The organism is Priestia sp. ST2 (genome assembly GCF_055810735.1).
The window spans coordinates 598,455-622,468 of sequence record NZ_JBVVNT010000002.1 but is presented as its reverse complement, the minus strand read 5'-3'; the positions used below and the strand labels follow the sequence as shown (position 1 = coordinate 622,468).

Genomic DNA, 24,014 nt, shown 5'->3' with positions numbered 1-24,014 from the left:
TATTTTGTATTTTTATAGACCGAACGTTCAGTATTTTTGTAATCAGGAGGTTTATATGTCATTATTGTTAAGAAATCGAGCGGCGATTTTGCTGCTCATGCTAAACATTTTTATTATTTTTACAGGAATCGGTCTCGTTATTCCAATTATGCCAACATATATGACGGAGCTTCATATCAACGGCAGCGTGATGGGCCTCTTAGTAGCGGTGTTTTCACTGACTCAATTTTTGTTTTCACCTTTAGCGGGTCGGTTATCAGATTCGTTAGGGAGAAAGAAAATTATTGTAGCGGGAATGATTGTTTTTGCCTTGTCTGAATGGTTCTTTGGTTCAGTGAGTACACCTCTTTTATTATTTGTATCGAGAATGTTAGGCGGTGTCGGGGCCGCGCTCATTATGCCTGCTGTTATGGCCTATACAGCGGACGTGACGTCTGCTAAAGAACGTGCTAAAGGAATGGGCTATGTGACGGCGGCGATTACAACAGGATTTATTATTGGACCTGGTATCGGCGGCTTTTTAGCTGAATACGGCATGCGTGTACCATTTTATATGGCCGCAGTAGCAGGAGGCTTGGCTGCAGTGATTACGCTTTTTGTTTTGCCAGAGTCTCGTCCTGTACAAAATCATGCTGTTTCAAACAATGAGAATCCAAAAGAAGATCGGCTGCTACTCCAGCTTATGAATTCCTATAAAGAACCTTATTTTCTAAGTTTAATTATTGTTTTTGTGACATCGTTTGGATTATCCAATTATGAAACGATTTTTTCGCTATTTGTTGATCATAAATTTAGCTTTACGCCCAAAGATATTGCGTTTGTTATTACGTTTGGCTCTATTGCGGGGGCCGTAGTGCAGGTTACGATTTTTGGCTGGATTTTAAATAAGTTTGGTGAAAAAAGAGTGATTTCGTTTTGCTTGATGATGACGGGACTTTTTATTTTACTTACGCTGTTTGTGCACACGTACTGGCTTATTATTGTTGTGACATTCATCGTCTTTTTAGCAACAGATATTTTACGTCCGGCAATCAGCACGCAAATGTCGATGATGGCACAAGACGACCAAGGGTATGTAGCCGGACTAAATTCTGCTTATACAAGTCTTGGGAATATTATTGGACCCGTTGTAGCAGGCTTTCTTTTTGATATAAACATTAATTATCCGTACGTATCAGCTGCACTTGTACTGCTGCTTTGTTTTCTTTTATCTTTAAGAGCAGGGAAGGACAGAAAAACAGCTGTGAGAAATCAAGCGGTTCAAGAGAAATAACCATAAGGAAAAAATGATAGAATTCTTAGGGAATTGAAGACCTCGAGTAGCTTACTGGAGGTCTATTGATTATTCTTTTAGGAATGGTGTAAGGTTTAAAGCGCCACTCACCCTATAGAGAAGCTTTATTTTATCGGCAAAACAGTGAAATGGTTGCAAATAAAAAAGGTTAATAGTAAACTTTAAACGTAACAAGAATAGTATGGGAGCTTGCGCGGGGCAGGCTGAGAGTACAGGGACGCCTGTTGACCATTTGAACCTGTTGGATAATGCCAGCGCAGGGAATGTGAGTACATACCAAAGCACTTTGCGCATGCAAGGTGCTTTTTTGTCTTTTTTTTGCAGTGTTAAAACTAAATGAAAAGAGTGAAAAAAACATGGATATTAGTAAAATTTCAGCTCAATTAGAAAAAGTAAGAGATACAAGTCCGCTTGTTCATAATATTACGAATGTTGTGGTAACCAACTTTACAGCAAATGGACTGCTTGCACTAGGAGCTTCACCTGTTATGGCTTATGCGAAGGAAGAAGTGGCTGACATGGCACGAATCGCCGGAGCGCTTGTCTTAAATATGGGTACACTGACGGCTCAAGAAGTAGAAGCGATGAGAATAGCAGGAAAATCAGCAAATGAAAATGGCGTGCCGGTTATTTTCGATCCTGTAGGAGCCGGAGCGACACCGTTTCGTACAGAAGTAGCACGTCAGCTTGTAGAAGAATTAAATATGGCAGTTATTCGTGGTAACGCTGCTGAAGTTGCGAATGTCGTAGGCGAGTCATGGCTCATTAAAGGCGTTGATTCATTAGAAGGGCAAGGAGACGTCATTGAACTTGCTGAAAAAGCAGCGAACAAATTAGATACGGTGATTGTTATCACGGGTAAACAAGATGTAATCACAGATGGAAACAAAACGTATACAGTAGACAACGGTCACCCGTTATTTACGAAAGTGACGGGGACTGGGTGTCTGCTAACATCAATTATAGGAGCTTTCGCTGCTGTAGAAAAAGAATATGTCGAGGCAAGCGTTGCTGCTTTAAGTTTTTACGGAGTGGCAGGTGAAATCGCCGCAGCGAAAAAAGGTGAAGAAGGGCCGGGAAGCTTTCAAATTGAGCTGTTAAATCAGCTTCATCTTTTATCTGGGCAGGATATTGAATCATATGCAAGAGTACATCAACGTTAAAAGGAGCCGGAAAATGACAAATGAAGAAATCAAAAAGCTGCTGCAAGTTTATTTTATAATGGGCAGCAATAACTGTAAAAAAGATCCGAAAGAAGTGTTGAAAGAAGCAATTGAAGGCGGCGTTACCGTGTTTCAATTCCGTGAAAAAGGCGAGGGTGCCTTAACAGGAGAAGCGAAATATCAGCTGGCGAAGGAACTTCAGCAAATTTGTCAGCAGCACAGCGTTCCTTTTGTGGTGAATGATGATCTGGACTTAGCGATCCGCTTACAAGCAGATGGCGTTCATATTGGACAAGAAGATGAAAAAGCTCATATTGTTCGAGAGAAAATAGGAAAAGGAATTGTGGGCGTCTCTGTTCATAATGTACAAGAGCTGCAGCAAGCGATAAAAGACGGGGCGGATTATGTAGGAATGGGACCTGTTTTTCCTACTTCTACAAAAAAAGACGCAAAAGCAGTGCAAGGTACAAAGTTAATTGAAGAAGTGCGAAACCAGAATATTGACTTTCCAATTGTAGGAATCGGCGGGATCACGCCTGAAAATGCCAAACAAGTAGTAGAAGCAGGTGCAGATGGCGTTTCTATTATTACCGCGATTAGCTTAGCAGCGTCTCCAAAAGAAAAAGCAGCTCAATTGAAAGAAGCGGTAAGAAAATAAAAAAAGCGCACAGTGTGCGCTTTTTTATTATAGCTGAACAGTTTGAGGAGTTTCTTCGCCTTCATTCATAAAGCGAATTTCGTTCGGCGTAATTTCAAGAACAACATACTCAGGGTCATTTGGACCGTCAAACCATTCTTTCATGTGATCGTTCCATATACGCCCTTTTAATTGATCACCAGTACGAAGAACAGCTGTACCAGATAATTCTAAGTATTGATCGCCATATCCTTCGCCGCTGTAGCCCAATAGTACGTGCACGTTCGGATTGGCTTCGATTTCCTCTGCCTTATGTGTATTGATATTTGTTGGTGTGTAAAGAGCGATACCATCTTCATCGCTAAAGAATGTCATATAGCGAGAGTGGGGTTTGTTGTTTACAACTGTGGCTAATGTTCCTACACGATTTCCTTCTAATACTTCGTTTACTTTTTTAGCAATTTTTTGTTCATTCATTTTATCCATCTCCTTTATTACTTTTTATGTTCCTCAATCGAAGATAAATAAAACATACATGTCTAAAAAAAATATAAGTTAACAATAAAATAATTATGTAAACTAGTAAAATGAAAAATAAAAAAAGCTAGCTACAGCTAACTAAAAAATAAGCCCGCACTGCCGTAACCCTAAGTGTCTTAAATACCCAGATCTACTAGGTGGGTGCCCTCATAGCCGGGTTTAGCGTCCCAAGAAGGGCGTGCTATCTGCAGCTAAATTTTGAGCTCCCTTTTAACACTCAAAGGTTTAAGACAACATGAGTATACGCACAGCGCAGGTATGTATAACAAATGTAAATAAAATGCCGATATATAAATGTTTTCTAATTAATCAACTTTCATCGTACAAGAAATGATTATAACGGAATAATGAATGGAACGCAAGACTTTTATTTAAAGTTTTTCTTCTCTAACATCTTGGCGGGGAAACAGCAACAAAATAAGAAAAGGGCCCGCAACTGGAATGAAACATAAAAGAAGGTAAGGCCGGGATGCTATCCTTTCTTTTGTCATAACGGAGTAAGAAAGCCACGTTAAAACAAAAAAATCAGCGGTCATCACGCTAACAAGCTGTGACTGCATAAAAGCATCTCCATAAGCTTTTATTGAACCTAAGGATAGTCCGTATGCGTAACCTGCAATCGTGAGCGCTAAGCATAATCCAATCCATAGACGAGAAGAAATGATAGCAATGAAACGTGAAGGAATACGCGAACGTGTTCGAACTTTTTGTCCTTTCCAATGATAATAGAACAAAAGAGAAAAAGCTCCAAGCGCAAATGATAGAAGAGAAAATGGCCATCCAAGCAGTTTGTATGTATCTTTTTTACAGATCATTACCATAAACAATACTGGGAAAAGTCCTAAAAAAGAGAATACTATAACCACGAGCGGATCTACCTGTTGAAAATTTCCTGTGATAAGATTTTTAAACAGCAAATCATTACCGGCGCTTGCTCCTGGAGCTAGCAGCAAGGCGTATAGTACAAGCATAGCCCATACAATGATATACATATTCTCAACTCCTTTTAATTGTTTTAGTGTACAAAAACCATTTCAGTATATTTCCCCGTCTTGTGACGAAGGGAAACGCTTGAAACTCTTCTTTAATTAGGTGTAATATTACACTAAAGAAATGTACGTGTATAGAAAGAAAGGGCTGTGAAAATGAATAAACAAGAAGTAATTAAATCAGTATCGGATAAAATACGATTAATTCGTTTAGAAAGAAACTATTCACAAGACAGAATGGCTGAAGTCATTGGTATTTCTAAAAAAACATTGGTTCAAATTGAAAAAGGGCGCACAGAAGCAGGGTGGACGACCACTGTTGCAGTATGCGGTTTGTTTGGTGACAGTGAAATCCTTCAATCGGTTTTGGGAGACGTTCCTTTAGAAGTAGTAGAAATCATTGCTCATAACGGCGTATCTTCTCCAAAAGATAAAACGCTCGGAGGAAGAGTATGGTGGAAAGAAATTCAAAAAGAAGACTTTTTTCGTCTGCAGCAAAATATGATTAGTCAGCACTATCGCATTTTAGATGACCAAGACTATCGATGGTTTAGTTCATTTGATAAAAGCGAAGCGGTAAAAAGGTTTGAACAATTAACGAATGAATAAAAAGAGGCCGGGACATAACAAAATCACTGCATATATGAAACCTACGTTCACTCTATCCATAAAAAAATCCGAACGAATTTGATTCTCCATTAAGAGTCTTGATTTATCGTTCGGATTTTTCTTCCACTGCTATACTTTTGTCTCAGCCACTACTGATTCATTAACGTACCTGATGAGGGACGACTGAACCAATTCCATAGCTCTACATCTCCAAGTGACGCATATGTGATCGACGGATCATTCTTTAATTTCAGAAGCTTTTTTGTAGGCCCTGTAATCACAACGCCGTACACACCGACGCCGTGTTTTTTTACATAAGAATATCGCTGCTTTAGCAACAGATCGGAATGGTCCAGCTGACGAACTTTTTGGACCGTTTCTTCATTATCGGCTAATAATTTCATCATATTTAAAACATTCGACTTGCTAGTAGAGTGGGTTTGATTTCCTTTGTGATCGTAAGGTAAGTCTAAAAACTCTGGAAAGCCAAATGTTGATGTTAAGTCAATTAATGGCTCATCTTTTGTGCTTGTTTTTTGTTCGTGCCCTGTATTAAGCGCGTACCAAGAGGTAGAAAAATCACGGCTGTCGATGGCGTTCATTTTTTGCTGAACTTCTTTTAGCGAATACGTATCATCAAAAGAAATAGCCACTTCGCTTACCGTTCCTTTTGGTAGATTTTCTAACGCTTTCCATGTTTCGTTTGTCCATTCCTTATACTCTTTTGCATGCAGCTTTAGTTTTTTGGGATCAGGATAGACAAAAGAAAGGTTAAGGTCGTATTTGCCGCCGGAAAATTCTTTTTCTACACCGCTTGTTTTATCAAACAGTTGATGAAATGTAAACGTCCCAATGGCCTGCTCTTCACGTCCAATTTGCTTATAAGCTTCCATTTGCGACTGCATGCGGAAAAAGGACTGTGTATCAGAAGTGGTTTCACGTATATGAACGTTCGGAAAAGCAGATTCGATAGCCGCTTGATTCACGCTGTTTATGTATTCGGTTTTTGATTGATGATAATATACAATAGATAAAAAGCTGCCGATTATCCATAGCAGAACGACAGAGCCAATGACAGTTGTCACATTTGAAAGGCGCTGCTTCCATTTGGCGATATAAATGGACTTTTTAACTTTTTTATTATCCAACATCGTATCGTCACTTAGTGAAGTAGCTGATGAAGTTGGCGATAACAGTTCATCTTCAGTTAGCAAGTGCTCCAAATGAGCCGAGCATGCTTCACAATTTTCCGTATGTTCTTCAAGTGCTTCTGCTTCTTTGTCTGTCAAAGTGCCGTTTTTATATTTTTCCCATTGATGCTTCATATCTTGACAGCTCATCCGTCCTCTTCCTTTCTTTTTTTCAATTGTTGACGACCACGATACAAGTCCATTTTCACTTTTGACAGAGTATAGCCAGTCATTTCTGCAATCTCTTCATATGTGAAGCCGTGATAATCTCGTAACAGTACAATATTCTGCTTAGCCGGAGGCAAAGCAGATACATCAGAAAGCCAGCCGTCGATTTCACTTTGAATCATCACTTGTTCTTCAGCACTTGGCTGAGGAGTAAAGTGCCATTCTTCTATTTCGACAGTAGGGCGTTTTTTTTCTTTTCGATACCAGTCAATAAAGGCGTGATAAGCAATTTTGAACAGCCAAGGCTTCACTTCTTCGCCTTTATATGTTTCTAAGTGTAAAAGTGCCCGGTAAAAGGTCTCCTGCATTAAATCTTCCGCTGATTCTTTTCTGCGAGTAAGAGAGAGAAGATAGCGCAGCAAATCATGCATGTGCTGTTTATAAATGTGTTCAAAGTTATGCTGTTGTGCCATTTTCTCCCCCTTTCATTTAATCAACGCAATTTGTGGATAAAAGTTTCGGTTTTTTTATCAAAAATCGTATGTAATAGATAAAAGATGCTTAAAATACGATATATAGCTTATCATACTAAAAAGAAAACCATATGAAATTCGACATAATTCCATGTAATTTGTCATTTTTTTAAAAAACTAAAGGGTAATTGGTGTTCGAAGGAAACAGAAAATGTTATGATAGAACAAGGATGTGCTCTTACAAAAAACAGCTACATACATAATAAAAAATACAGCGTTTGTTTGCAAAATAAAAATGGACAAACACATGGTGTTTAACCATGGATGTTTGTGGGAAAATAAACTAAGTATTTTCAACAAAAAGTAAATTAAATTGTGTTTTCACTTATAAAAAACACGGTAAATTGGAAAAGGTGGGGTCATGATGGACGTAGAAAATACACAAGGTACAGAAGAACAAGCACCTAAAGTCAAAGCAGCTAAAGTTGGCGATACCATTCAGCCAAAAAAAGGCGACTATAAAGGATTTAAAGGAATTGTTATGGTAGTGCGAGACAATTCGGTTATCGTAGATTTTGGGAAAGATGCTGAAACGGGCGAATCCATGAAAACAGTCGTTAATCATAAAAACTATAAAATCGTAAAAAAGTAGGTGAATAACCTACTTTTTTTTACTGAATATATGTTTAAAGACTGCGGTTTTTCTATCGGAAACCTTAGAGAAAAGCGTAGGTAAAGCAATTCTTTGAGAAGAAGAATGTTTTTTAGTAAACTATAGAAAGTATGCAGAAAGAAAGGATTTTTGTTATGTCAATTCAACTATCACAATTATCATTACCACAAGAGGTTCTTTCGCTTTTAGCGAATCGTAAATATGAAAATTTGTCCGATGCTGATCAGCTATTAATTGGAAAAGGCGGCTATACAGCAGAAGAAGCAGATATTTTAGAAGATGCTATTATTGCCTTGTCACTAGGGAAAAACGTACTTTTAAAAGGACCAACAGGTTCAGGTAAAACAAAGCTTGCTGAAACGCTGTCGCATTTATTTTCTCAGCCGATGCATAGCGTTAACTGCTCGGTTGACTTAGATGCAGAAGCGCTGCTTGGTTTTAAAACAATTGCTGAACAAGAAGGGAAAACAGGTATTGAGTTTGTGGAAGGACCTGTTATTCAGGCAATGAAAAAAGGGCATTTATTATATATTGATGAAATTAACATGGCTAAACCTGAAACACTTCCTATTTTAAATGGGGTTCTTGATTACCGAAAAATGATTACGAACCCATTCACTGGAGATGTAGTACGCGGTCAGCAAACGTTCGGCGTAGTAGCGGCTATTAATGAGGGGTATGTTGGTACCGTTCCATTAAACGAAGCGTTAAAAAATCGTTTTGTTGTTATTGAAGTGCCGTATATTCAAGGAGGCAGCTTAAAGCAAGTTCTGATGTCTCAGTCTCAGTTAAAAGACGAAAAATTAATTGATAAATTTGTCACGCTCTCTGCGGATTTAATTACTCAAGTTCAAAGCGGCCATGTATCAGAAGAAGCTGCGTCTATTCGTGCGCTTATCGATACGTGTGATTTAGCTCTTTATATGCCGCCTCTTCGCGCGATTAGACGCGGTATTATTGAAAAGCTAGAAGATGAAAGGGAAAAAGCCGCCATTCAAAATATTGCTGAAACATTATTTGAGTAAGGAGTGGCGCTATGCGATTTATTAAATTTAACGACAAAAATGTAGATTCCTTTCTCTATATGGAGCTGGCAGATTTAACGAAAACATTAACAAAAAATGATGAAATTGAAGTAGAGTATCGCGTTTCTTCTTATTATGATCCTGTACACGGCATTATTTACCTCAGTCACTTTTGGGATAACCGTCCAGAAGAAGACAAAGTGTACGGCTTAAAAAGTGATGTATTTTTAAGAAGTATTGGAAGCTATAAGCATTCAAACTTCAAAGAAATTAATGCATATTTAAAGAAAATAAATAAAACCTCGGTACCTGGCTTAGCTAAGCAGCTGTTTATGCTGTTTGAAGATATTCGTTTAGAAGAAGTATGCAAACGCGAACGCCCTGGAACGAAAAAAGCCTTCGCCGTCAGAAGACAGCTCTACAGAAAATATTTTGCTACACAAATGAGCGCAAATCTAACAAAAAGCGTGTATACGGATGCACTTTTTAACGGCATCTACTTGCTATTGACGGCTGAAAATCCATTTGAAGAAATTCCTTCAATGAGTGAATCGATTAATTTAGCGATGCCTTTTATCCGCAGACAGCTAACAAATGTATATGAAGCTAAAACAACAAAAGATGTATCGCGCATCTGTCTTGAACTTGTAGATGTCTTTGATGATATTGTTGAAAAAGATATGCTTAATACTTATTTCTTCTTGGCTGAACTTCAGTATGATCAGTTAGAAGAAGGGTTAACATTTGAAGATCTAAAACGCAAAGATTCATTAGTGAACGATGATATTTTAGAGCATGAAAAAGACGGAGATGAAGACATTCACGAAGAGAAAATGGAAATGTGGCATCGAGAGACAAGCGAAGCGACGCAAAGTTTTCTACAGTTTGATATGGATCAAGGCTCAAAAACAGACATGCTAGGCGATGGTGTTCGTGAAGGCGACGATGGAGATCAAGCAATGGGCATGGTGCAAGGGTCTTCTCAAAAAACATCGCGGAACGATTATTCTCAAATCGAAGCCATGGAGCAAACGCATCCGGAAAAAGACGGGGAAGCGGATTATGAGTATGGGAAAGAAAATAAGCATGCCTATGCTGTTTTTATAGATTCTAAACTTCCGAACGACGATCATGTTGTTCAGTATGATGAGAATAAAAAAATTATTGCATCGTATCAAAAAAAATTAAAGCAAATGATTGAAAAAACGCTTGAACATAAAAAAACGCTTCCTAGAAGCGAGCTGCACTTTGGCCGATTAAATAAAAAGCTTCTAAAACTATGGACAGACGACAATCCTCGTTTATTTTATAAAAAAGATGAAGATTCTGCGCAAATTGATGCCGTCTTTTCTCTTTTAGTTGACTGTTCCGCATCAATGTACGACAAAATGGATGAAACGAAGCTTGGGATTACGCTATTTCATGAAGCGTTAAAGTCTGTTATGGTGCCTCATCAAATTGTAGGGTTTTGGGAAGATACAAATGATGCCACCGAAACGAGCCAGCCTAACTACCTGCAGACAGTTATGGACTTTCAAGCATCTTTAAAGCGTAAAAGCGGTCCTGAAATTATGCAGCTTGAGCCTGAAGAAGACAACCGTGATGGATTTGCCATTCGCCATATGACACGCCGCTTGCTTCAGCGTTCTGAACAGCAGAAGTTTTTACTTGTGTTTTCAGACGGTGAACCAGCCGCTATGGGATATGAACAAAATGGTATTGTAGATACGCACGAAGCGGTATTAGAAGCACGCAAGCACGGAATTGAAGTCATCAACGTCTTTTTATCCAACGGGGAAATTGATGAAGGACAAAAGAAAACCATTCAAAATATGTACGGGAAATATAGTATTCTAGTACCAAACATCGAAGAACTTCCCGATGTGCTATTTCCTTTACTCAAGAAATTACTTCATAAAAGCATTTAAAAAAGTCGAAGCATATTGCTTCGACTTTTTTTGCTATTGACCGTTAAAGAAGAGCGAGGTAAGTTAAATATATATGAAAAAGAGAGAAGGAATGGCAAGTGGAAGGAGTTCAAACGTCATCTAGAAGAGCATGGGGGCTGCTGCTTGTAATCATTGGCGCCACAATGTGGGGAGTATCTGGCACGGTGGCTCAATATTTATTTCAGCATAAAAGTTTTAACGCAGAGTGGCTGGTTGTCGTTCGTATGTTAGTATCCGGATTGCTGCTTTTGGCAATAGCCTCTAAGCAGCGCAATATTTTTGCAATTTGGAAAACAAAAGAAGAGAGGACTTCGCTGCTTTTGTTTGGTGTAATCGGTATGCTCGGCGTGCAGTATACATATTTTGCAGCTATTGAAGCAGGAAACGCTGCTACAGCTACAGTGCTTCAATATACGTCGCCAATATTTATTATTGGCTATTTAGCTGTGCAAGCAAGAAAGTGGCCGGTGAAAGTAGAAATGATTTCTGTTGTGCTCGTCATAATGGGGACCTTTTTTCTTGCAACAAGCGGGAATTTTAACGAGCTGTCTATTACAGGATGGGCGTTGTTTTGGGGAATTGGGGCAGCTGTGACGTCTGCTTTTTATACGCTTCAGCCTAAGCGTCTTCTTACGAAATGGAGCTCAATTGAAGTAGTAGGCTGGGGAATGGTGATAGGCGGCGTAAGTTTTTCATTTATTCACCCGCCGTGGCATATAGCAGGTGAATGGTCGCTATTGTCGCTGTGTGCGGTGTTATTTGTAATCATATTCGGAACGCTCATTGCATTTTATTGCTATTTGGAAAGCTTGAAGCATATTAGCGCTTCTGAAGCCATTGTTCTTGCGTCAGCAGAGCCTTTATCAGCAGCGGCGCTCTCTGTTCTATGGCTTCATGTGACCTTTGGATGGACGGAGTGGTTAGGTACGATTCTTATTATCGCTACGGTATTTTTACTTTCTCAGCGAAAGCCAGAGGTGACGTCATAAGTAAAAAGGACTTTCAAATGAAAGTCCTTCTTGTTTTTATAGAGGTTTTAGCGTAAACGTGTTTGTATACGAGCGGTTAGCATATAGTGTGTAATCAGGATGTGTTTTAGCTTGCCAGCTATCGTCTCCGCCAACGCCCATTTGCTTGTAGTTAACCCGCACGGTTACTGAATCGCTTGCCGGCAATTTGTAAAAATGATCGTAAGCCTCCAGTTCAAAAGGTGAGTAAGGTAAAGCATTCAGCTCGACTGTTGGCAAACCTTTTATCAAAAAGCCGCGTCCTTGATCGTTTGTAATAGTGGCCCATCGAACGTCCGTTTTATTTCCGCATTCTTGAGGGCGTAAATACGGTGTGACTTGCTCTTTTACACTGCCTTTATGAAGGGCCAGCTTAGCGCCAGTTTTACGATCCCAATAATTTTCATGAGGTCCTTTTCCGTACCATGTTAAAGAATCAAAAGTCGCATTCATCGTAAACAGCATGCCGATTTCTGGAATTTCAGGCATTGTCTCAGAAGGTGCTAAAGATTGTTCAATTTTCATTTCACCATCGTTATATAGCGTATACGTTACATAGCAAGAAGCAAGAGAGTTGTCTAAAGCTAGTTCAACCGAAATGATAACAAAGTCAATTTGCGGCTGAACACTTATTTTTTGCACATGCTGCTCTAAGCTTGCTTGACGCCACGTTTGACATCTTTCATGCAGTTTATTCCCGAGGTCATTATCGGTTACTGCACGCCAAAAATTTGGACGGAAACCCGACGCAAGCAGCTCGGTGTGCTCGTAGTTGTAAGAAATAAACTGTCCTTTTCGCTTATCAAAAATGGCCGTGAAGTTAGTTCCTGTAACCGTAAGCGTTTGTTCATTTTGGTTAACGGTTAAAGCAGGATGAGCAGCTTTTACTGAAGGCACAGCGGTTTTGGCAGGCAGTACAAACTGTTCGTACGCCACTTCATATCCAGCTGAAGCCCAGGCTGTATCTTTAGACAATCTGAGAGAAAGAGTTAAAACAAATTCGTCAGCTTCATTTTCTTGCTCACAAAGAGGATAAGAAAGCGTCAGTTCGTCTGTACCATCAGGAGCTACATTTAAAAGAGACGCATGCTTTTCAACGAGTTCACCGTTTTTTTCAACAGTCCAAACAAAATCATAGGCGTTCAAGTTTGTAAACAAGTGTTTGTTTTGAACGGCAAACTTTCCTTTTGCAGTGTCGACTGCTGTCCACTTTACGGGCTGATAGCATTTTTTTACTTCTGCAATTTTGGGGCTAGCTGTCCCATCAGCAAAGATTAAGCCGTTTCCACAGAAGTTGCCATCGTTAGGAGTATCACCAAAATCTCCCCCGTAAGCTAAGTAAGAAGTACCGTCTTCTGCTGTTGCTTGAAGGGCTTGATCTTTCCAGTCCCATATAAAACCGCCTTGTAAGATCGGATATTGATCGAACAGCTCCCAGTATTTGTACAGATTCCCGCATGAATTACCCATTGCATGACTGTATTCACATAAGATGTAAGGTTTTTTCGGATTCATTAATGCATAGCGCTCTACATCTGCTGGCTTAACGTACATCGTGCTTTCTATATCTGAAGCATCATAGTCGCGATGATGGAAGATTCCTTCATAATGAACAAGTCTCGTGGAATCTTTTTCTTTAAAAAAGGTATACATATGCTGAAAGTTTTCTCCGCCAAATGATTCGTTTCCAAGCGACCAAATAATGATAGAAGGGTGGTTTTTGTCACGTTCGTACATGGAACGACATCGATCCAATACGTTTTCTTTCCATTCTGGCTTGCTTCCTGGAACGGCTTTTTGCTCACCTTCTTGTAAATAAGTCCACGTTCCGTGCGTTTCTAAATTGGTTTCATCAATAACGTACAGCCCGTATTCATCACATAGTTCATACCATACTGAATCGTTAGGATAATGGGATGTACGCACCGCGTTAATATTATGCTGTTTCATCAGCGAAATGTCGTGAAGCATGTCTTCGCGCGTGATGCCTGCCCGGCCTTTTACTGAATCAAATTCGTGGCGATTCACTCCTCGAAGTACAATACGTTTGCCGTTGATTGTCATAAGACCGTTCTTTAGTTCAAACGTACGGAAGCCGACTTTACAGCTTTCTGTTTCGATAATAGAACCAGCAGAATTCTTTAAGCTGAGTACAAGCGTATACAAATTAGGACTTTCTGCGCTCCATTTTGCAGGGCTTTTAATGTGTGTACGCAAGGAGACTGTACGTTGATCGCTCACACTTAAATTTGTTTGCAGCGGAGCTTGTAGTACTTCTTGGCCATTGGCGTCATACAGCATGGCTTCAAATGTTAGACCTTGAGTATCGTGCTCAAAGTAATTTAAAATATCAGCTGAAACGATAAGTTCACCATCTTCGTAGTTGTTATCAAGCGACGAACGAACGCTAAAGTCATAGATGTGAACCGGTGGAGTAGAATAGAGATACACATCTCGGAAGATGCCGCTCATTCGCCAAAAATCTTGGTCTTCAAGCCAGCTTGCATCACTCCAGCGATATACTTCTACTGCTATCGTATTTTCACCTTCTTGAAGGTAAGAAGTTATATCAAATTCAGCTGGAGTAAAGCTGTCTTCGCTGTAACCAACAAACTCACCGTTAATCCATACGTAAAAAGCAGATTCGACGCCTTGGAAGCTGACGTACACCGGCTGATCTTTCCATTCTGATTTAGGTGTAAAAGTACGGATGTACTGACCGACAGGGTTATATTTAGTCGGTGCAAAAGGAGGTTCGAGCTCTTCATTTTCAACCCAAGGGTATGTCACGTTTGTATATTGAGGATAGTCATATCCTTGCAGCTGCCAGTGTGAAGGAACTGAAATAGAGTCCCATTTCTCATATGAAAACTCAGGTGCGAAAAAGTTTTTGACGCGGCCATCTGCATTTTCAGCAAAATGAAAATACCAGCTGCCATTTAAGCTTTGATAGTAAACAGAAGATTTTCTATCATTTTTCAAGGCCTCTTCGACCGTTTGATAAGGCATAAGTAAAGCGTGTGCTTTTGAACGGTTCAATTGAAAAATTTCAGGGTTGTTATTCCATTCAGGGTATCCGTTTGCAGGTGCTGTATAATGAAATTTCTTGCCGGTTTTTAACACGTCGATCCCTCATTTCTAAAGTACTAGGTTATTAGTTTATATGAAAATGATAACGTTTTCTGAAAACCTTATCAATCTAATTATTTTCATGATAATATAACTATATTCACATAAAAAGGGGGAAGTAATGTGGACCGTATGTACTTTCCGGCTCTTTCAGATGAAGATATGAAACTGCCATTCTATGTTACAAGCGCTGGAAGCTGGAGACACCAAACGCATATTAAGCGTCAGGGAGAGTTTCCTGATTATCAATGGATTCAATGCCTAAAAGGAAGAGGCGAGCTTCGTGTAAACGACGAGGTTTATATTATAAAAGAAAATGAAGGGATGTTTCTGACGCCGCACGTTCCGCACGAATACTATCCCGTTACGAGCGAATGGCAAGTATGCTGGGTTTCTTTTAACGGAAGTGTGATTGATGATATCATGCTTTCTCTTCAATTTATTAATTCGGGAAAAATCGTCCTTACAAATCCTGAAAGTCTTTACAGGATGCTTCAAGAACTAATGGATCGGTTAGAAGAAAATCATACCTCTAGCACCATGCAGTGCTCTGAACTACTATACAGCGTCATTTTAAAACTTCGCCAAGACAGCGTATATATAGAAAGTAAAAGTCGTCTGCAGCAAATTACTCAGCTAAACCCAGTCCTTCGTTATATCGAGGAATATTATCATCAGCCGTTAACGCTAGAAGTACTGGCGCAGCAGCTCAACGTAACGGAGCAGTATACGTGTTTGCTTTTTCAACAATCTCTTGGCATCCGGCCATTTGAATACGTAACGCGCGTGCGGATTCAAAAAGCAAAGAAACTGTTGCTTAAAAACAACCAAATCTCTGTACAAGATATAGCAAGACAAGTAGGGTATGAACATCCAAGCTACTTTATCAAGCGTTTCAAAGAACAGGAAAACGTTACGCCAACTATTTTTCGAAAAATGTATTTTTCATAAGCTACATATATCGGGGTTTATCTAGGTCATAAGACATGATGTGTATGCTGGTTATTTCGTATGAGTTTTAAAAAAGAAATTAAATGTAGTTTTAAGTGAAAACGGGGAGGAAAAGTAGAGAGAAGAAACAAAAAGGAGGGATAAACGTGTTTGGGTTAAATGATCTTCCAAAATTTGTGTGGTCATTCTGTCTTGTATTGCCACTTGTATCATTTGTTCATCAGCTGGGGCATTCCGTCATGGCAATTATTTTCGGAGGGAAGGTCGATTTTACTATTGGGCGAGGGAAAACGATTCTTAAAATGGGGAAGTTTAAAATTAAGTCAGTCTACTTTTTAGACTCGTTTTGTAAATATGAAAATCTTAAGAATGACAGTCGCATTTCTCATGCAGTGGTGTATGCTGGTGGTGTACTGTTTAATTTGCTTACTATTTTTATAATAAATGGATTAATTATGGCTAATATTCTGCCTGAAGATATATTTTGCTATCAATTTGTTTATTTTTCAGTCTATTATGTTATTTTCTCACTGCTGCCAATTCAATATACAGAGACAACTGCAAGTGATGGACGTGCTATATATAACGTATTACGGTACGGGAAAACGTGTGATCCAGATTAAAGGGCTGTGTGCAGCAGCCTTTTTTGGTGCGTTTTTTCTCGTTCATTTAAATAAAAAAAGGAAAACTTTACGAAAAGAAAATAGTAGCGGATAATAAAGATAGAAGATGTTGGAATGTAAGAAAGGAGAGGATTCATACGATTATTGAGACAGAACGAATGACGCTGCGAGCCATGGCCGAAAGCGATGCAGGAAATTTACTGAAAATCTTTGAGGATGCTGAAGCAATGAAGTATTATTCTTCTACTAAAAGCGAACAAGACATACGCCGCTGGATTCAATGGATGAAGCAGCATTATCAAACGTACGGCATTAGCATGTGGATCGCTGAGGATAAACAGAAAGGAGAGTTTCTAGGGCAGTGCGGCATGGTTCTTCAAAAAGTAGACGGAAAGGTAGATCCAGAACTTGGTTATTTATTTTTACGCAGCCGCTGGGGGGAAGGCTATGCGAGGGAAGCAGCAAAAGCTTGCTTAGATTATGGACTTCATACGCTGAAATTTCAGAAGATTATATCATTAATAGATCCTGACAATTTCCCATCGATTAAAGTGGCTGAAAGAATTGGCATGAAAAAAGAAAAGCAAGTTAACAAATGGGATAAATCGTTATTCTTTTATAGTATATATAATGAAAAATGAGAGTATAGGAGTGGTAGCATGATCAAAATTAAGAACGTTTCGGTAAAACGAGCAGAAAAAGAAATTTTAAAAAACGTGTCGTGGTTAGTGGAAAAAGGGGAACATTGGTGTTTGCTTGGGTTAAATGGTTCCGGAAAAACGACGCTTTTAAATATAATCAACGGATATATCTGGCCTACAAAAGGTCAAGTAGAAGTTCTTTCAAGGAAATTTGGAGAAACAAATCTGTCTGAGCTCAGAAAAGAAATCGGGTGGGTAAGTTCTTCGCTTCAGCAGCGGTTTCGAGATGACGATACGGTTTTAGAATTGATTTTAAGCGGCAAATTTGCATCTATTGGTTTATATGAACAAGTGGAGCAAAAAGATATGAACCAAGCCATAGAATTAATGCAGCTGCTAAATTGCGCAGATTTACAAAATCAGGCGTACGGAACACTTTCTCAAGGAGAGCGCCAGCGGGTGCTAATTGCCCGAGCTCTTATGGCTTCACCAAAGCTTTTAATACTTGATGAGCCATGTACAGGTCTAGATATAATGGCCCGAGAACAGCTTCTTCAGCTGATTGCAAAAATGGCAGAGCAGCCAAAAGCGCCTACGCTTATTTATGTTACTCACCATGTAGAAGAAATTTTGCCTTGCTTTACCCATACGCTTTGTATGCGCCAAGGAGAAGTGTTTTCTTCTGGAAAAACGAAAGACCAGCTCACTGAGCCGCATCTTTCTAAATTTTTTAATCACTCCGTAGAGATTAAGCAGCAGAAGGAACGCACTTGGCTGTCATTAAAAGAACCGGTACCGGTAAAAAGCTGATCTAACGTCGAGAAACCTTCTTACATACAATGGGAAAAAGAGCGCTGCTTGCAATGGAAACAAGCTCATTGTGAAGATAATGTTTACATGCTACATAAATAGTGGTGCCGCAAATAATATCAATTAGTAAAAAAGCAGCAATGTCATGTTTATCAATGGTTACAAATACAAAAAAAGAGGAATCATAAGCTGTCATCGTTGGCTCCTTTGATTATATCGTTATGTTACTTTATTCACAAAAGGCTTGGGCTATACGAACTTTTAAAGAAGTAAGATGATGACAGCTGGTTCTCTTTTCTACAGCTGATAATATTCTTGTTCGAGTATACTCATGATAAGATCTGTCTGAAATGCTTCTTCAATAAAAGCACCTTCACGCTCTATTCCTTCTTTTACAAAACCGCATTTTTCATAACAAGCAATGGCTCTATGGTTGTATTCGAGCACTCGTAAATCGACTCTGTGCAAGTGAAGGTGTTCAAATGCATACGCAAGTACCAATTTTGTAACTTCAGTGCCTAGCCCTTGATTCCAAACGGAGGAATCAAATAAACCAATTGCATACCGTGCGCGCCGGTCGTACTCGTTAACGGTCAGCCGGGCCTCTCCAACAAAACGCTGCTGATATTCAATGCACCAATTCAGCTTTTGAGACTTTATGTACTCGACGTGCCGCTTGGCATCTTGTAATGTAAGAGGTTTTAAGTTTCGGGTATCGCCTCCGTACATGCGAATAAGTTCTTTTGTTTGTTTGCATGCTAGGTAGTCATTTACATCGCTGTCCTTTGGTTTTCTTAGTATCACGTTTTTTCCTTTTAAAAATGGTGAAACATTATTCATTTGATGCATCCTTTCTTTTCTAACATTTAAAAAGGTATTCCACTTGTTTCTTAAAAAACCTGCTTTTACGTATAAAAAGAAATTGAGACACAACTATGTCCATCGAATCTCAAGACAAACAAATGGGATCAATGTGCTAGTATGGAGTGCTTGTTACACCGCGGTTGATTTCCGTGCAAGACTTGGCTTCCCATTAACTGCTCTACATATATGAAGCAAGCCTACGTTCATCCTACAAATAAAAAAATCCGAACGAGTTGGATTCTCAAGCAAGAATCTCGATTCATCGTTCGGATCTTCCTTCAGCTAAACTCCTTTTGTCCCACCCTTTTTACGAAGAATGTTTTTTTGCGTAGTGGGCAAGCACAAGAAGAGGAAAAATATCATTGTAGCTGTGGTACTGAATATAAAATTGTCCAGGGAGACCAATTCCTGTGGGGTAATGAGTTTGCTGCTCTGTAAGATTTGGATTCAGTAAAAATTTAATTCCTTTTTCAACGGATCGATCTTTTAACGGACATATTGTCATTAAAGCATCGAGAGCCCAAGCCGTTTGAGAAGGGGTGCTAAACGATAGTGGCACATATTTTTTTAAAGAAGCGCTATAACATGATTCTCCGAATCCACCGTCTTCTTGTTGAATGCTTTTGAGCCAGTTGATAGCTTTGATGATACGCGGATCAGAAGCAGAAATCCCTACAGCACGGAGTCCTGTAATAGCGGCCCACGTTCCGTAAATATAGCAAACTCCCCACCGGCCGTACCAGCTCCCGTTATCCAATTGATGATCAAACAGCCATTTTACTGCAGCTTTAATCGAAGGGTGGGATTTATTCATGCCAGCAAAGTTTCCGAGACACTCAAGCACTCGACCGGTTAAATCGGCAGTAGCCGGATCCGTCGCTGCATCTTTTGCATTTTCAAGCGGTAGATAAGTAAATAAAATAGAGTCGGTATTTTTTTCAAATGCAGGAAAACCCCCGTCTTTGTTTTGCATGGATAGCAGCCAGTTAATGCCTCTTTGCCAAGACTCCAAATAATCTGTGTCGGTTTGCGCTCTTCTAGAAAGAGCTCTGATAGCAGCAGACGTATCGTCTAAGTCAGGGTTATTCGTATTAATATCGGAAAACCCCCAGCCTCCAGGCGCTGTATTTGGGTTATGAAACTGCCAATCTCCAAGCTTTGTATGCTGTCTTTTCTTTAAATAGCGAGTTGTGCCTTTAATCATGGGATCTTGCTGCGGTACACCTGCTTCCTGTAGAGCGTAAGAGAGCAGCGCGGTATCCCAAACGGTTGACGTGGAGTTTTCTACGTGCACGTGGCCGCTGCATGTACTAAGTAGTGAACAAATCCCGTCAATTGCTTTTTGGATCACAAATGAATCTTTTTTATAGCCAAGAGCCAAAAGACCGTAAATCATAAAAAAAGTAGAGGTGGCGTAGCTGTAGAGTGTTCCATCTTTTTCAATTCTTTCTAGCATGTAACGCTCGGCTGCTTGATAACCAAGCTTGTGGATGTAAGAAGGTAAAGAAGCCAGCTGTTTTAAATGGTCGACTAAAAAAATAGAAGCGCGTGATTCTTGAGCATTTTCCTTCGATTCCTGTTTCTGTTCTCTTACATCTAAATGAGAAAGAGAAGGTGTATGTCTAGAAGTAAGTGAGAATTTTTTGTTTCCTGCTATCATCATCGGAACGAAGTGAATTCTGGCATAAGTGCTTAATTCATAAAAGTTAAGCGGTACATAGGTAGGCACGAGCAAAAGAGAAAGCGGGAGGTAAAATAGCTTTGGCCACTCGTATAAACCGTTAACAGAAAGCATCCATCTTGTGAGAAAATGAGCGCGCGAAATGCCTCCCGAATCTATAATATATCTTTCTGCTTTTCGCAAAATCCGGTCGTTTTTTTGGTAATACCCTGAATATAAAAGAGCTGTATAAGCTTGAATAGTGGCGGATAAGTTATGTTCTTCATCATCAAACAACGTCCAAAGACCATCTTCATTTTGAAGGGAAACGATCCGTTCGGTTAATTGTTTAATCAACACTTCTTTATCTAAATCAAAGGTGCGAAGAAGCATAATTAAAAACGCATCAGGCATAACGCCTGTTTCAAAACAGTAGCGAAATGACCCGTCATTTTTTTGTGTTGGGCGCAGATAGGCGATTCTTCGCTGAATCTCTAGCTGAACTTCCTTTAGCAATATGATCACCTCTTATGATAATGCTTTTCAATCTTTCGACCTGTTTCTTTATAACTGTATTCAAAGGAAGAGAGTTCTATGAGAGGAGAAAGTTGCAAAGAATAGAGCGCTTGCTGCACAATAAAGGTAATGGAAAATTGGAGTGATAGAAGTGAAAGAAATACAGGTAGAAGTCATTCAAGGACGAGGCTCTTACCGAGAGCTTGGTAAAATGCAAGGGAAATTACATAAAGGAACAAAGCTGTTTGAAAATCATCAAAAAAGAAGAAAACGTTCATTACGAAGCTATCAAACGATAGCAAAAGAAGCTCGTCATTATTACGACTTATTTGCTCGTGGACTGTGGGATGAGCTAGTGGGCTTAGCAGAAGGCTTAGATTGGCCTCTTGAAGACGTTATTCATGAATACAGCGGGTATCAGCAAGAGTGGAAAAAAACGGGATGTTCTGCTCTTATGCAGCACGGCGTGTATGTACGAAACTACGATTATCATCCTAAAACGTACGAAGGTCGATTTTTGCTTTTTCAGCCAAATGAAGGATATGCAAGCGTCGGATTTGGAACGAGAATGATTGGGCGAATGGATGGAATGAATGAAAAAGGACTGGCAATTGGCTATCATTTTGTTAATCGCCGCCGTCAAACAAACGGATTTATTTGCTGTACGCTCGCTCGGTTTATTTTAGAAACATGTGAAACGACAGAAGAGGCTATTGCTATTTTAGAAAGAGCACCGCATCGTCATGCGTTTAATTATTCCATTTATGACCGCAGCGGACAGGGAGCAGTAGTCGAAGCATCTGGAAGAGGCGTTCATGTACAAAGAGGGACGATGATGGGATGTACGAACCATTTTAATCAGCTGATCGAAGAAAATCGTCATCATTTGGTAGAGTCAAAGGAAAGGCTCGATCATATTCGAGATCATATTGAAAAAAAGCTATCGCCTCTTGAAGCTTTCTCTTTATTTAATGAAGATGAATACGGTATTTTTAAAGAAGATTACCGGAATTCTGCTGGAACGCTTCATACAGTAGCATATGTACCGGAGACGCTGCAAGTCATTGTGGGGATTGGACGAAAAGCAAAGCCTCTCATTTTCTCGTTTGAAGATTGGGTGAAAGGAGAACAATTAACTATAACGAAAATAAAAGGAACGGTAAATACAGATGAACCATTTCCGTTTCAGTAAGGAGCAGCATAATGAGAATTGTAACGAATCAAGAGATGTATCAAGTGGATGATTATATGATGAATACAATTGGGATGAGTGAAGAGTCCCTTATGGAAAATGCCGGGCAGGCTGCTGCCAACGCGCTGAGTGAGCGAATCAAAAAACATGAAAACATAGGGCTGCTTATAGGAACGGGAAACAATGGAGGAGACGGCTTTGTTATTGCCCGTGCTTTGAAGTCAAAAGGCTATGAAGTTGACGTCTGGGTAGTTCCTGCACGGGAAAAAATAAAAGACGCGGCTAAAAAAGCCATGATCATCTATGAAAATGCTGGGTTCACGTGGCAATCGGCTGGAGACAACTTCTCTGTGAAAAAGTATACGGTTCTTATTGATTGTTTATTAGGTATAGGCGTAAAAGGCAGTATCAAATCTCCTTACGATGACATTATAAAAAAAATAAACGATTCTAATGCTTACATATACAGCATCGATGTCCCAAGTGGAGTAATGGAACAGAAGCAAGAGCTTACGGTACGTGCAGATGCTACGATTACGCTTCAGCAGCCGAAAGTCACGGCATTTACATACCCGAGTAAAGAAAGTTACGGTGAATTGATTGTAGTAGATATCGGTATTCCGCCGCTAGCAATTGAAAAAAGTTCATCTCTTAAGGAAGTATGGTCAACTCAGCATATTAAACAATCTTTTCCCATTCGAAACGCTTCGTCTAATAAAGGTACACATGGAAAAGGAATCGTAATAGGAGGTTCGCTTCAAACACCCGGAGCGCCGATGCTAACGTCAAAAGCAGCGCTCACAAGCGGAGCGGGACTTTTAACACTTGCGCTTCCGAGCGATATTCATGCGATTGCAGCTGCTCACATGCTGGAAGTGATGTATAAACCATGTCCAAGCAAAGAAGGATTTTTTGCAGGCGAGATTCCTTTAGAAGAAGGGAAGTATGATGCAATTGCAGTCGGACCAGGGCTTGGGAGAACCAAAGAAACGAAGAAAGTCGTCGAACAAGTGCTTCACCAGCCGGTTTCTGTTGTGGTGGACGCCGATGCTCTTTTTCATCTTCCCCATTTAGAAAAAGAAGTAAAAGAAAGAGAACATGCAACGATTTTAACGCCTCATCCGGGAGAAATGGCAAGGCTCGTGGACACAACAATCGCCGAAGTAGAAGCAAATCGATTTTCAATAGCTAGGCAATACGCAGTAGAACATGGTGTGTACCTTGTATTAAAAGGTCCAAACACGATTGTTACAACACCTGACGGAAAACAATACGTAAATACCACTGGAAACGCGGGACTTGCAAAAGGCGGAACGGGTGACACGTTAACAGGGATCATCCTCGCTTTTATTATGCAGCATGATTCTCTTCAAGAAGCAATCAGCAATGCGGTATATGTTCACGGAAAAGCAGCGGATGTGCTGCTCGATCAGGGGCATACAATGATGGATATGTTAGCAAGCGACGTTATTTCTGCACTGCCGGCAGTCTTAGGGCAGCTGAGTAAAAAGTAATTTCTTCTAGATTATTAAAATTTGTTGACAAATTCCTTCAAAAAGTTGTCAAAACTCTTTGTAAATGATAACGTTATTTTACGTAAGATTTTACATAGAAAGAAAGTGATGTTGTGTACTACTCAATGAGACCAAGAGGTATTCATTTAGCTGTGCCTACACTTTTCTTCCTTATCACAGTCGTGTTATTTGCGATGATGCAGTTTGGTTTTTATTTGGATTCCAGCATTCTTCGTAAAATTTGGGTCATCGTTATGGCTTTATTGCCCATTGCTGGACTAATCACGGCTATTAAAGGTAGAAGAGGAAGCGCAAAGCCGTGGTTAATTATAGGGAATGTGATTCTTATTTTAACCGTTACAATAATGAGCGTACAGGCTATTATTTACTAAACAAA

23 protein-coding genes, 1 other RNA gene and 1 riboswitch are annotated in these 24,014 nt (G+C 39.7%); of the genes, 15 read left to right on the top strand and 9 right to left on the bottom strand.

Going from position 1 to position 24,014, the window contains the following annotated elements:
* Window positions 1-55: 55 nt before the first annotated feature.
* From AC0KUU_RS09610 to thiE, 3 genes are all read left to right on the top strand, one after another.
* On the top strand, window positions 56-1,273 hold the full coding sequence (locus tag AC0KUU_RS09610; protein WP_013056861.1) for an MFS transporter: 1,218 nt from the start codon (window positions 56-58) through the stop codon (window positions 1,271-1,273).
* 192 nt (window positions 1,274-1,465) lie between these two features.
* Window positions 1,466-1,574: riboswitch (TPP riboswitch) on the top strand.
* Window positions 1,575-1,650: 76 nt separating this feature from the next.
* Window positions 1,651-2,457, top strand: coding sequence for a hydroxyethylthiazole kinase (thiM, locus tag AC0KUU_RS09605; RefSeq protein WP_043982183.1), 807 nt, complete (start codon window positions 1,651-1,653; stop codon window positions 2,455-2,457).
* A gap of 13 nt (window positions 2,458-2,470) precedes the next feature.
* Window positions 2,471-3,115, top strand: coding sequence for a thiamine phosphate synthase (gene thiE, locus AC0KUU_RS09600; protein ID WP_043982184.1), 645 nt, complete (start codon window positions 2,471-2,473; stop codon window positions 3,113-3,115).
* Between the two features lie 27 nt (window positions 3,116-3,142).
* Here thiE and AC0KUU_RS09595 read toward each other — a convergent pair whose 3' ends face one another.
* From AC0KUU_RS09595 to AC0KUU_RS09585, 3 genes are all read right to left on the bottom strand, one after another.
* Entirely contained in the window at window positions 3,143-3,571 is a 429-nt protein-coding gene (locus AC0KUU_RS09595; protein WP_013082985.1) for a pyridoxamine 5'-phosphate oxidase family protein, read from the bottom strand.
* Window positions 3,572-3,718: 147 nt separating this feature from the next.
* Window positions 3,719-3,896: non-coding RNA, 6S RNA (ssrS, locus tag AC0KUU_RS09590), on the bottom strand.
* A gap of 109 nt (window positions 3,897-4,005) precedes the next feature.
* Window positions 4,006-4,626 (bottom strand): hypothetical protein, encoded by a 621-nt coding sequence (locus AC0KUU_RS09585; RefSeq protein WP_043982185.1) that lies wholly within the window; start codon window positions 4,624-4,626, stop codon window positions 4,006-4,008.
* 153 nt (window positions 4,627-4,779) lie between these two features.
* On the opposite strand from AC0KUU_RS09585, the gene AC0KUU_RS09580 reads away from it, so the two are divergent.
* Window positions 4,780-5,232: a helix-turn-helix transcriptional regulator gene (locus AC0KUU_RS09580; protein WP_043982186.1), complete on the top strand. Its 453-nt coding sequence runs from the start codon at window positions 4,780-4,782 to the stop codon at window positions 5,230-5,232.
* A gap of 149 nt (window positions 5,233-5,381) precedes the next feature.
* Here the strand turns inward: AC0KUU_RS09580 and AC0KUU_RS09575 are convergent, their stop codons facing one another.
* Window positions 5,382-6,572 (bottom strand): anti-sigma factor, encoded by a 1,191-nt coding sequence (locus AC0KUU_RS09575; RefSeq protein WP_043982187.1) that lies wholly within the window; start codon window positions 6,570-6,572, stop codon window positions 5,382-5,384.
* A complete protein-coding gene (locus AC0KUU_RS09570) occupies window positions 6,569-7,063 on the bottom strand; it encodes an RNA polymerase sigma factor (protein ID WP_016763958.1) in 495 nt (164 codons plus the stop codon). The genes AC0KUU_RS09575 and AC0KUU_RS09570 overlap by 4 nt, the downstream gene beginning before the upstream one ends.
* A 421-nt stretch (window positions 7,064-7,484) precedes the next feature.
* On the opposite strand from AC0KUU_RS09570, the gene AC0KUU_RS09565 reads away from it, so the two are divergent.
* The 4 genes from AC0KUU_RS09565 to AC0KUU_RS09550 all read left to right on the top strand — a co-directional run bounded on the left by AC0KUU_RS09565 (window position 7,485) and on the right by AC0KUU_RS09550 (window position 11,699).
* Window positions 7,485-7,715: a YkvS family protein gene (locus tag AC0KUU_RS09565; RefSeq protein ID WP_013056869.1), complete on the top strand. Its 231-nt coding sequence runs from the start codon at window positions 7,485-7,487 to the stop codon at window positions 7,713-7,715.
* A 131-nt stretch (window positions 7,716-7,846) separates the two neighbouring features.
* Window positions 7,847-8,761, top strand: a complete 915-nt coding sequence (locus tag AC0KUU_RS09560) for an AAA family ATPase (protein WP_043982189.1) — start codon at window positions 7,847-7,849, stop codon at window positions 8,759-8,761.
* Window positions 8,762-8,772: 11 nt separating this feature from the next.
* A complete protein-coding gene (locus AC0KUU_RS09555; protein ID WP_043982191.1) occupies window positions 8,773-10,689 on the top strand; it encodes a vWA domain-containing protein in 1,917 nt (638 codons plus the stop codon).
* A gap of 98 nt (window positions 10,690-10,787) precedes the next feature.
* The gene (locus AC0KUU_RS09550) at window positions 10,788-11,699 is read left to right on the top strand and encodes an EamA family transporter (RefSeq protein ID WP_043982193.1); all 912 of its coding nucleotides are present in this window, start codon (window positions 10,788-10,790) and stop codon (window positions 11,697-11,699) included.
* Window positions 11,700-11,735: 36 nt separating this feature from the next.
* On the opposite strand, the gene lacZ is transcribed toward AC0KUU_RS09550, so the two are convergent.
* Window positions 11,736-14,840 (bottom strand): beta-galactosidase, LacZ type, encoded by a 3,105-nt coding sequence (lacZ, locus tag AC0KUU_RS09545; RefSeq protein WP_322551984.1) that lies wholly within the window; start codon window positions 14,838-14,840, stop codon window positions 11,736-11,738.
* Between the two features lie 138 nt (window positions 14,841-14,978).
* Between lacZ and AC0KUU_RS09540 the strand changes: the two genes are divergently transcribed.
* From AC0KUU_RS09540 to AC0KUU_RS09525, 4 genes are all read left to right on the top strand, one after another.
* Window positions 14,979-15,797, top strand: coding sequence for an AraC family transcriptional regulator (locus AC0KUU_RS09540; RefSeq protein WP_237075032.1), 819 nt, complete (start codon window positions 14,979-14,981; stop codon window positions 15,795-15,797).
* A gap of 146 nt (window positions 15,798-15,943) precedes the next feature.
* Window positions 15,944-16,420, top strand: a complete 477-nt coding sequence (locus AC0KUU_RS09535) for a site-2 protease family protein (RefSeq protein ID WP_013082995.1) — start codon at window positions 15,944-15,946, stop codon at window positions 16,418-16,420.
* 158 nt (window positions 16,421-16,578) lie between these two features.
* Window positions 16,579-17,061, top strand: a complete 483-nt coding sequence (locus AC0KUU_RS09530) for a GNAT family N-acetyltransferase (protein WP_322551985.1) — start codon at window positions 16,579-16,581, stop codon at window positions 17,059-17,061.
* Window positions 17,062-17,079: 18 nt separating this feature from the next.
* Window positions 17,080-17,871 carry an ABC transporter ATP-binding protein gene (locus AC0KUU_RS09525; protein ID WP_162214157.1) on the top strand — a complete coding sequence of 264 codons (792 nt, stop codon included), beginning with the start codon at window positions 17,080-17,082 and terminating at the stop codon, window positions 17,869-17,871.
* Window position 17,872: 1 nt separating this feature from the next.
* Here AC0KUU_RS09525 and AC0KUU_RS09520 read toward each other — a convergent pair whose 3' ends face one another.
* The 3 genes from AC0KUU_RS09520 to AC0KUU_RS09510 form a co-directional block, all read right to left on the bottom strand.
* On the bottom strand, window positions 17,873-18,067 hold the full coding sequence (locus AC0KUU_RS09520; protein WP_322551986.1) for a hypothetical protein: 195 nt from the start codon (window positions 18,065-18,067) through the stop codon (window positions 17,873-17,875).
* Between the two features lie 101 nt (window positions 18,068-18,168).
* Window positions 18,169-18,711 (bottom strand): GNAT family N-acetyltransferase, encoded by a 543-nt coding sequence (locus AC0KUU_RS09515; RefSeq protein ID WP_043982205.1) that lies wholly within the window; start codon window positions 18,709-18,711, stop codon window positions 18,169-18,171.
* 331 nt (window positions 18,712-19,042) lie between these two features.
* On the bottom strand, window positions 19,043-20,920 hold the full coding sequence (locus tag AC0KUU_RS09510) for a terpene cyclase/mutase family protein (protein ID WP_322551987.1): 1,878 nt from the start codon (window positions 20,918-20,920) through the stop codon (window positions 19,043-19,045).
* 142 nt (window positions 20,921-21,062) lie between these two features.
* On the opposite strand from AC0KUU_RS09510, the gene AC0KUU_RS09505 reads away from it, so the two are divergent.
* The 3 genes from AC0KUU_RS09505 (at window position 21,063) to AC0KUU_RS09495 (ending at window position 24,009) form a co-directional block, all read left to right on the top strand.
* A complete protein-coding gene (locus AC0KUU_RS09505; RefSeq protein ID WP_322551988.1) occupies window positions 21,063-22,103 on the top strand; it encodes a C45 family peptidase in 1,041 nt (346 codons plus the stop codon).
* 11 nt (window positions 22,104-22,114) lie between these two features.
* Complete coding sequence (locus AC0KUU_RS09500) at window positions 22,115-23,617, top strand: bifunctional ADP-dependent NAD(P)H-hydrate dehydratase/NAD(P)H-hydrate epimerase (protein WP_043982211.1); 1,503 nt, start codon at window positions 22,115-22,117, stop codon at window positions 23,615-23,617.
* Between the two features lie 113 nt (window positions 23,618-23,730).
* The gene (locus AC0KUU_RS09495; protein ID WP_223268911.1) at window positions 23,731-24,009 is read left to right on the top strand and encodes a hypothetical protein; all 279 of its coding nucleotides are present in this window, start codon (window positions 23,731-23,733) and stop codon (window positions 24,007-24,009) included.
* Window positions 24,010-24,014: the final 5 nt, after the last annotated feature.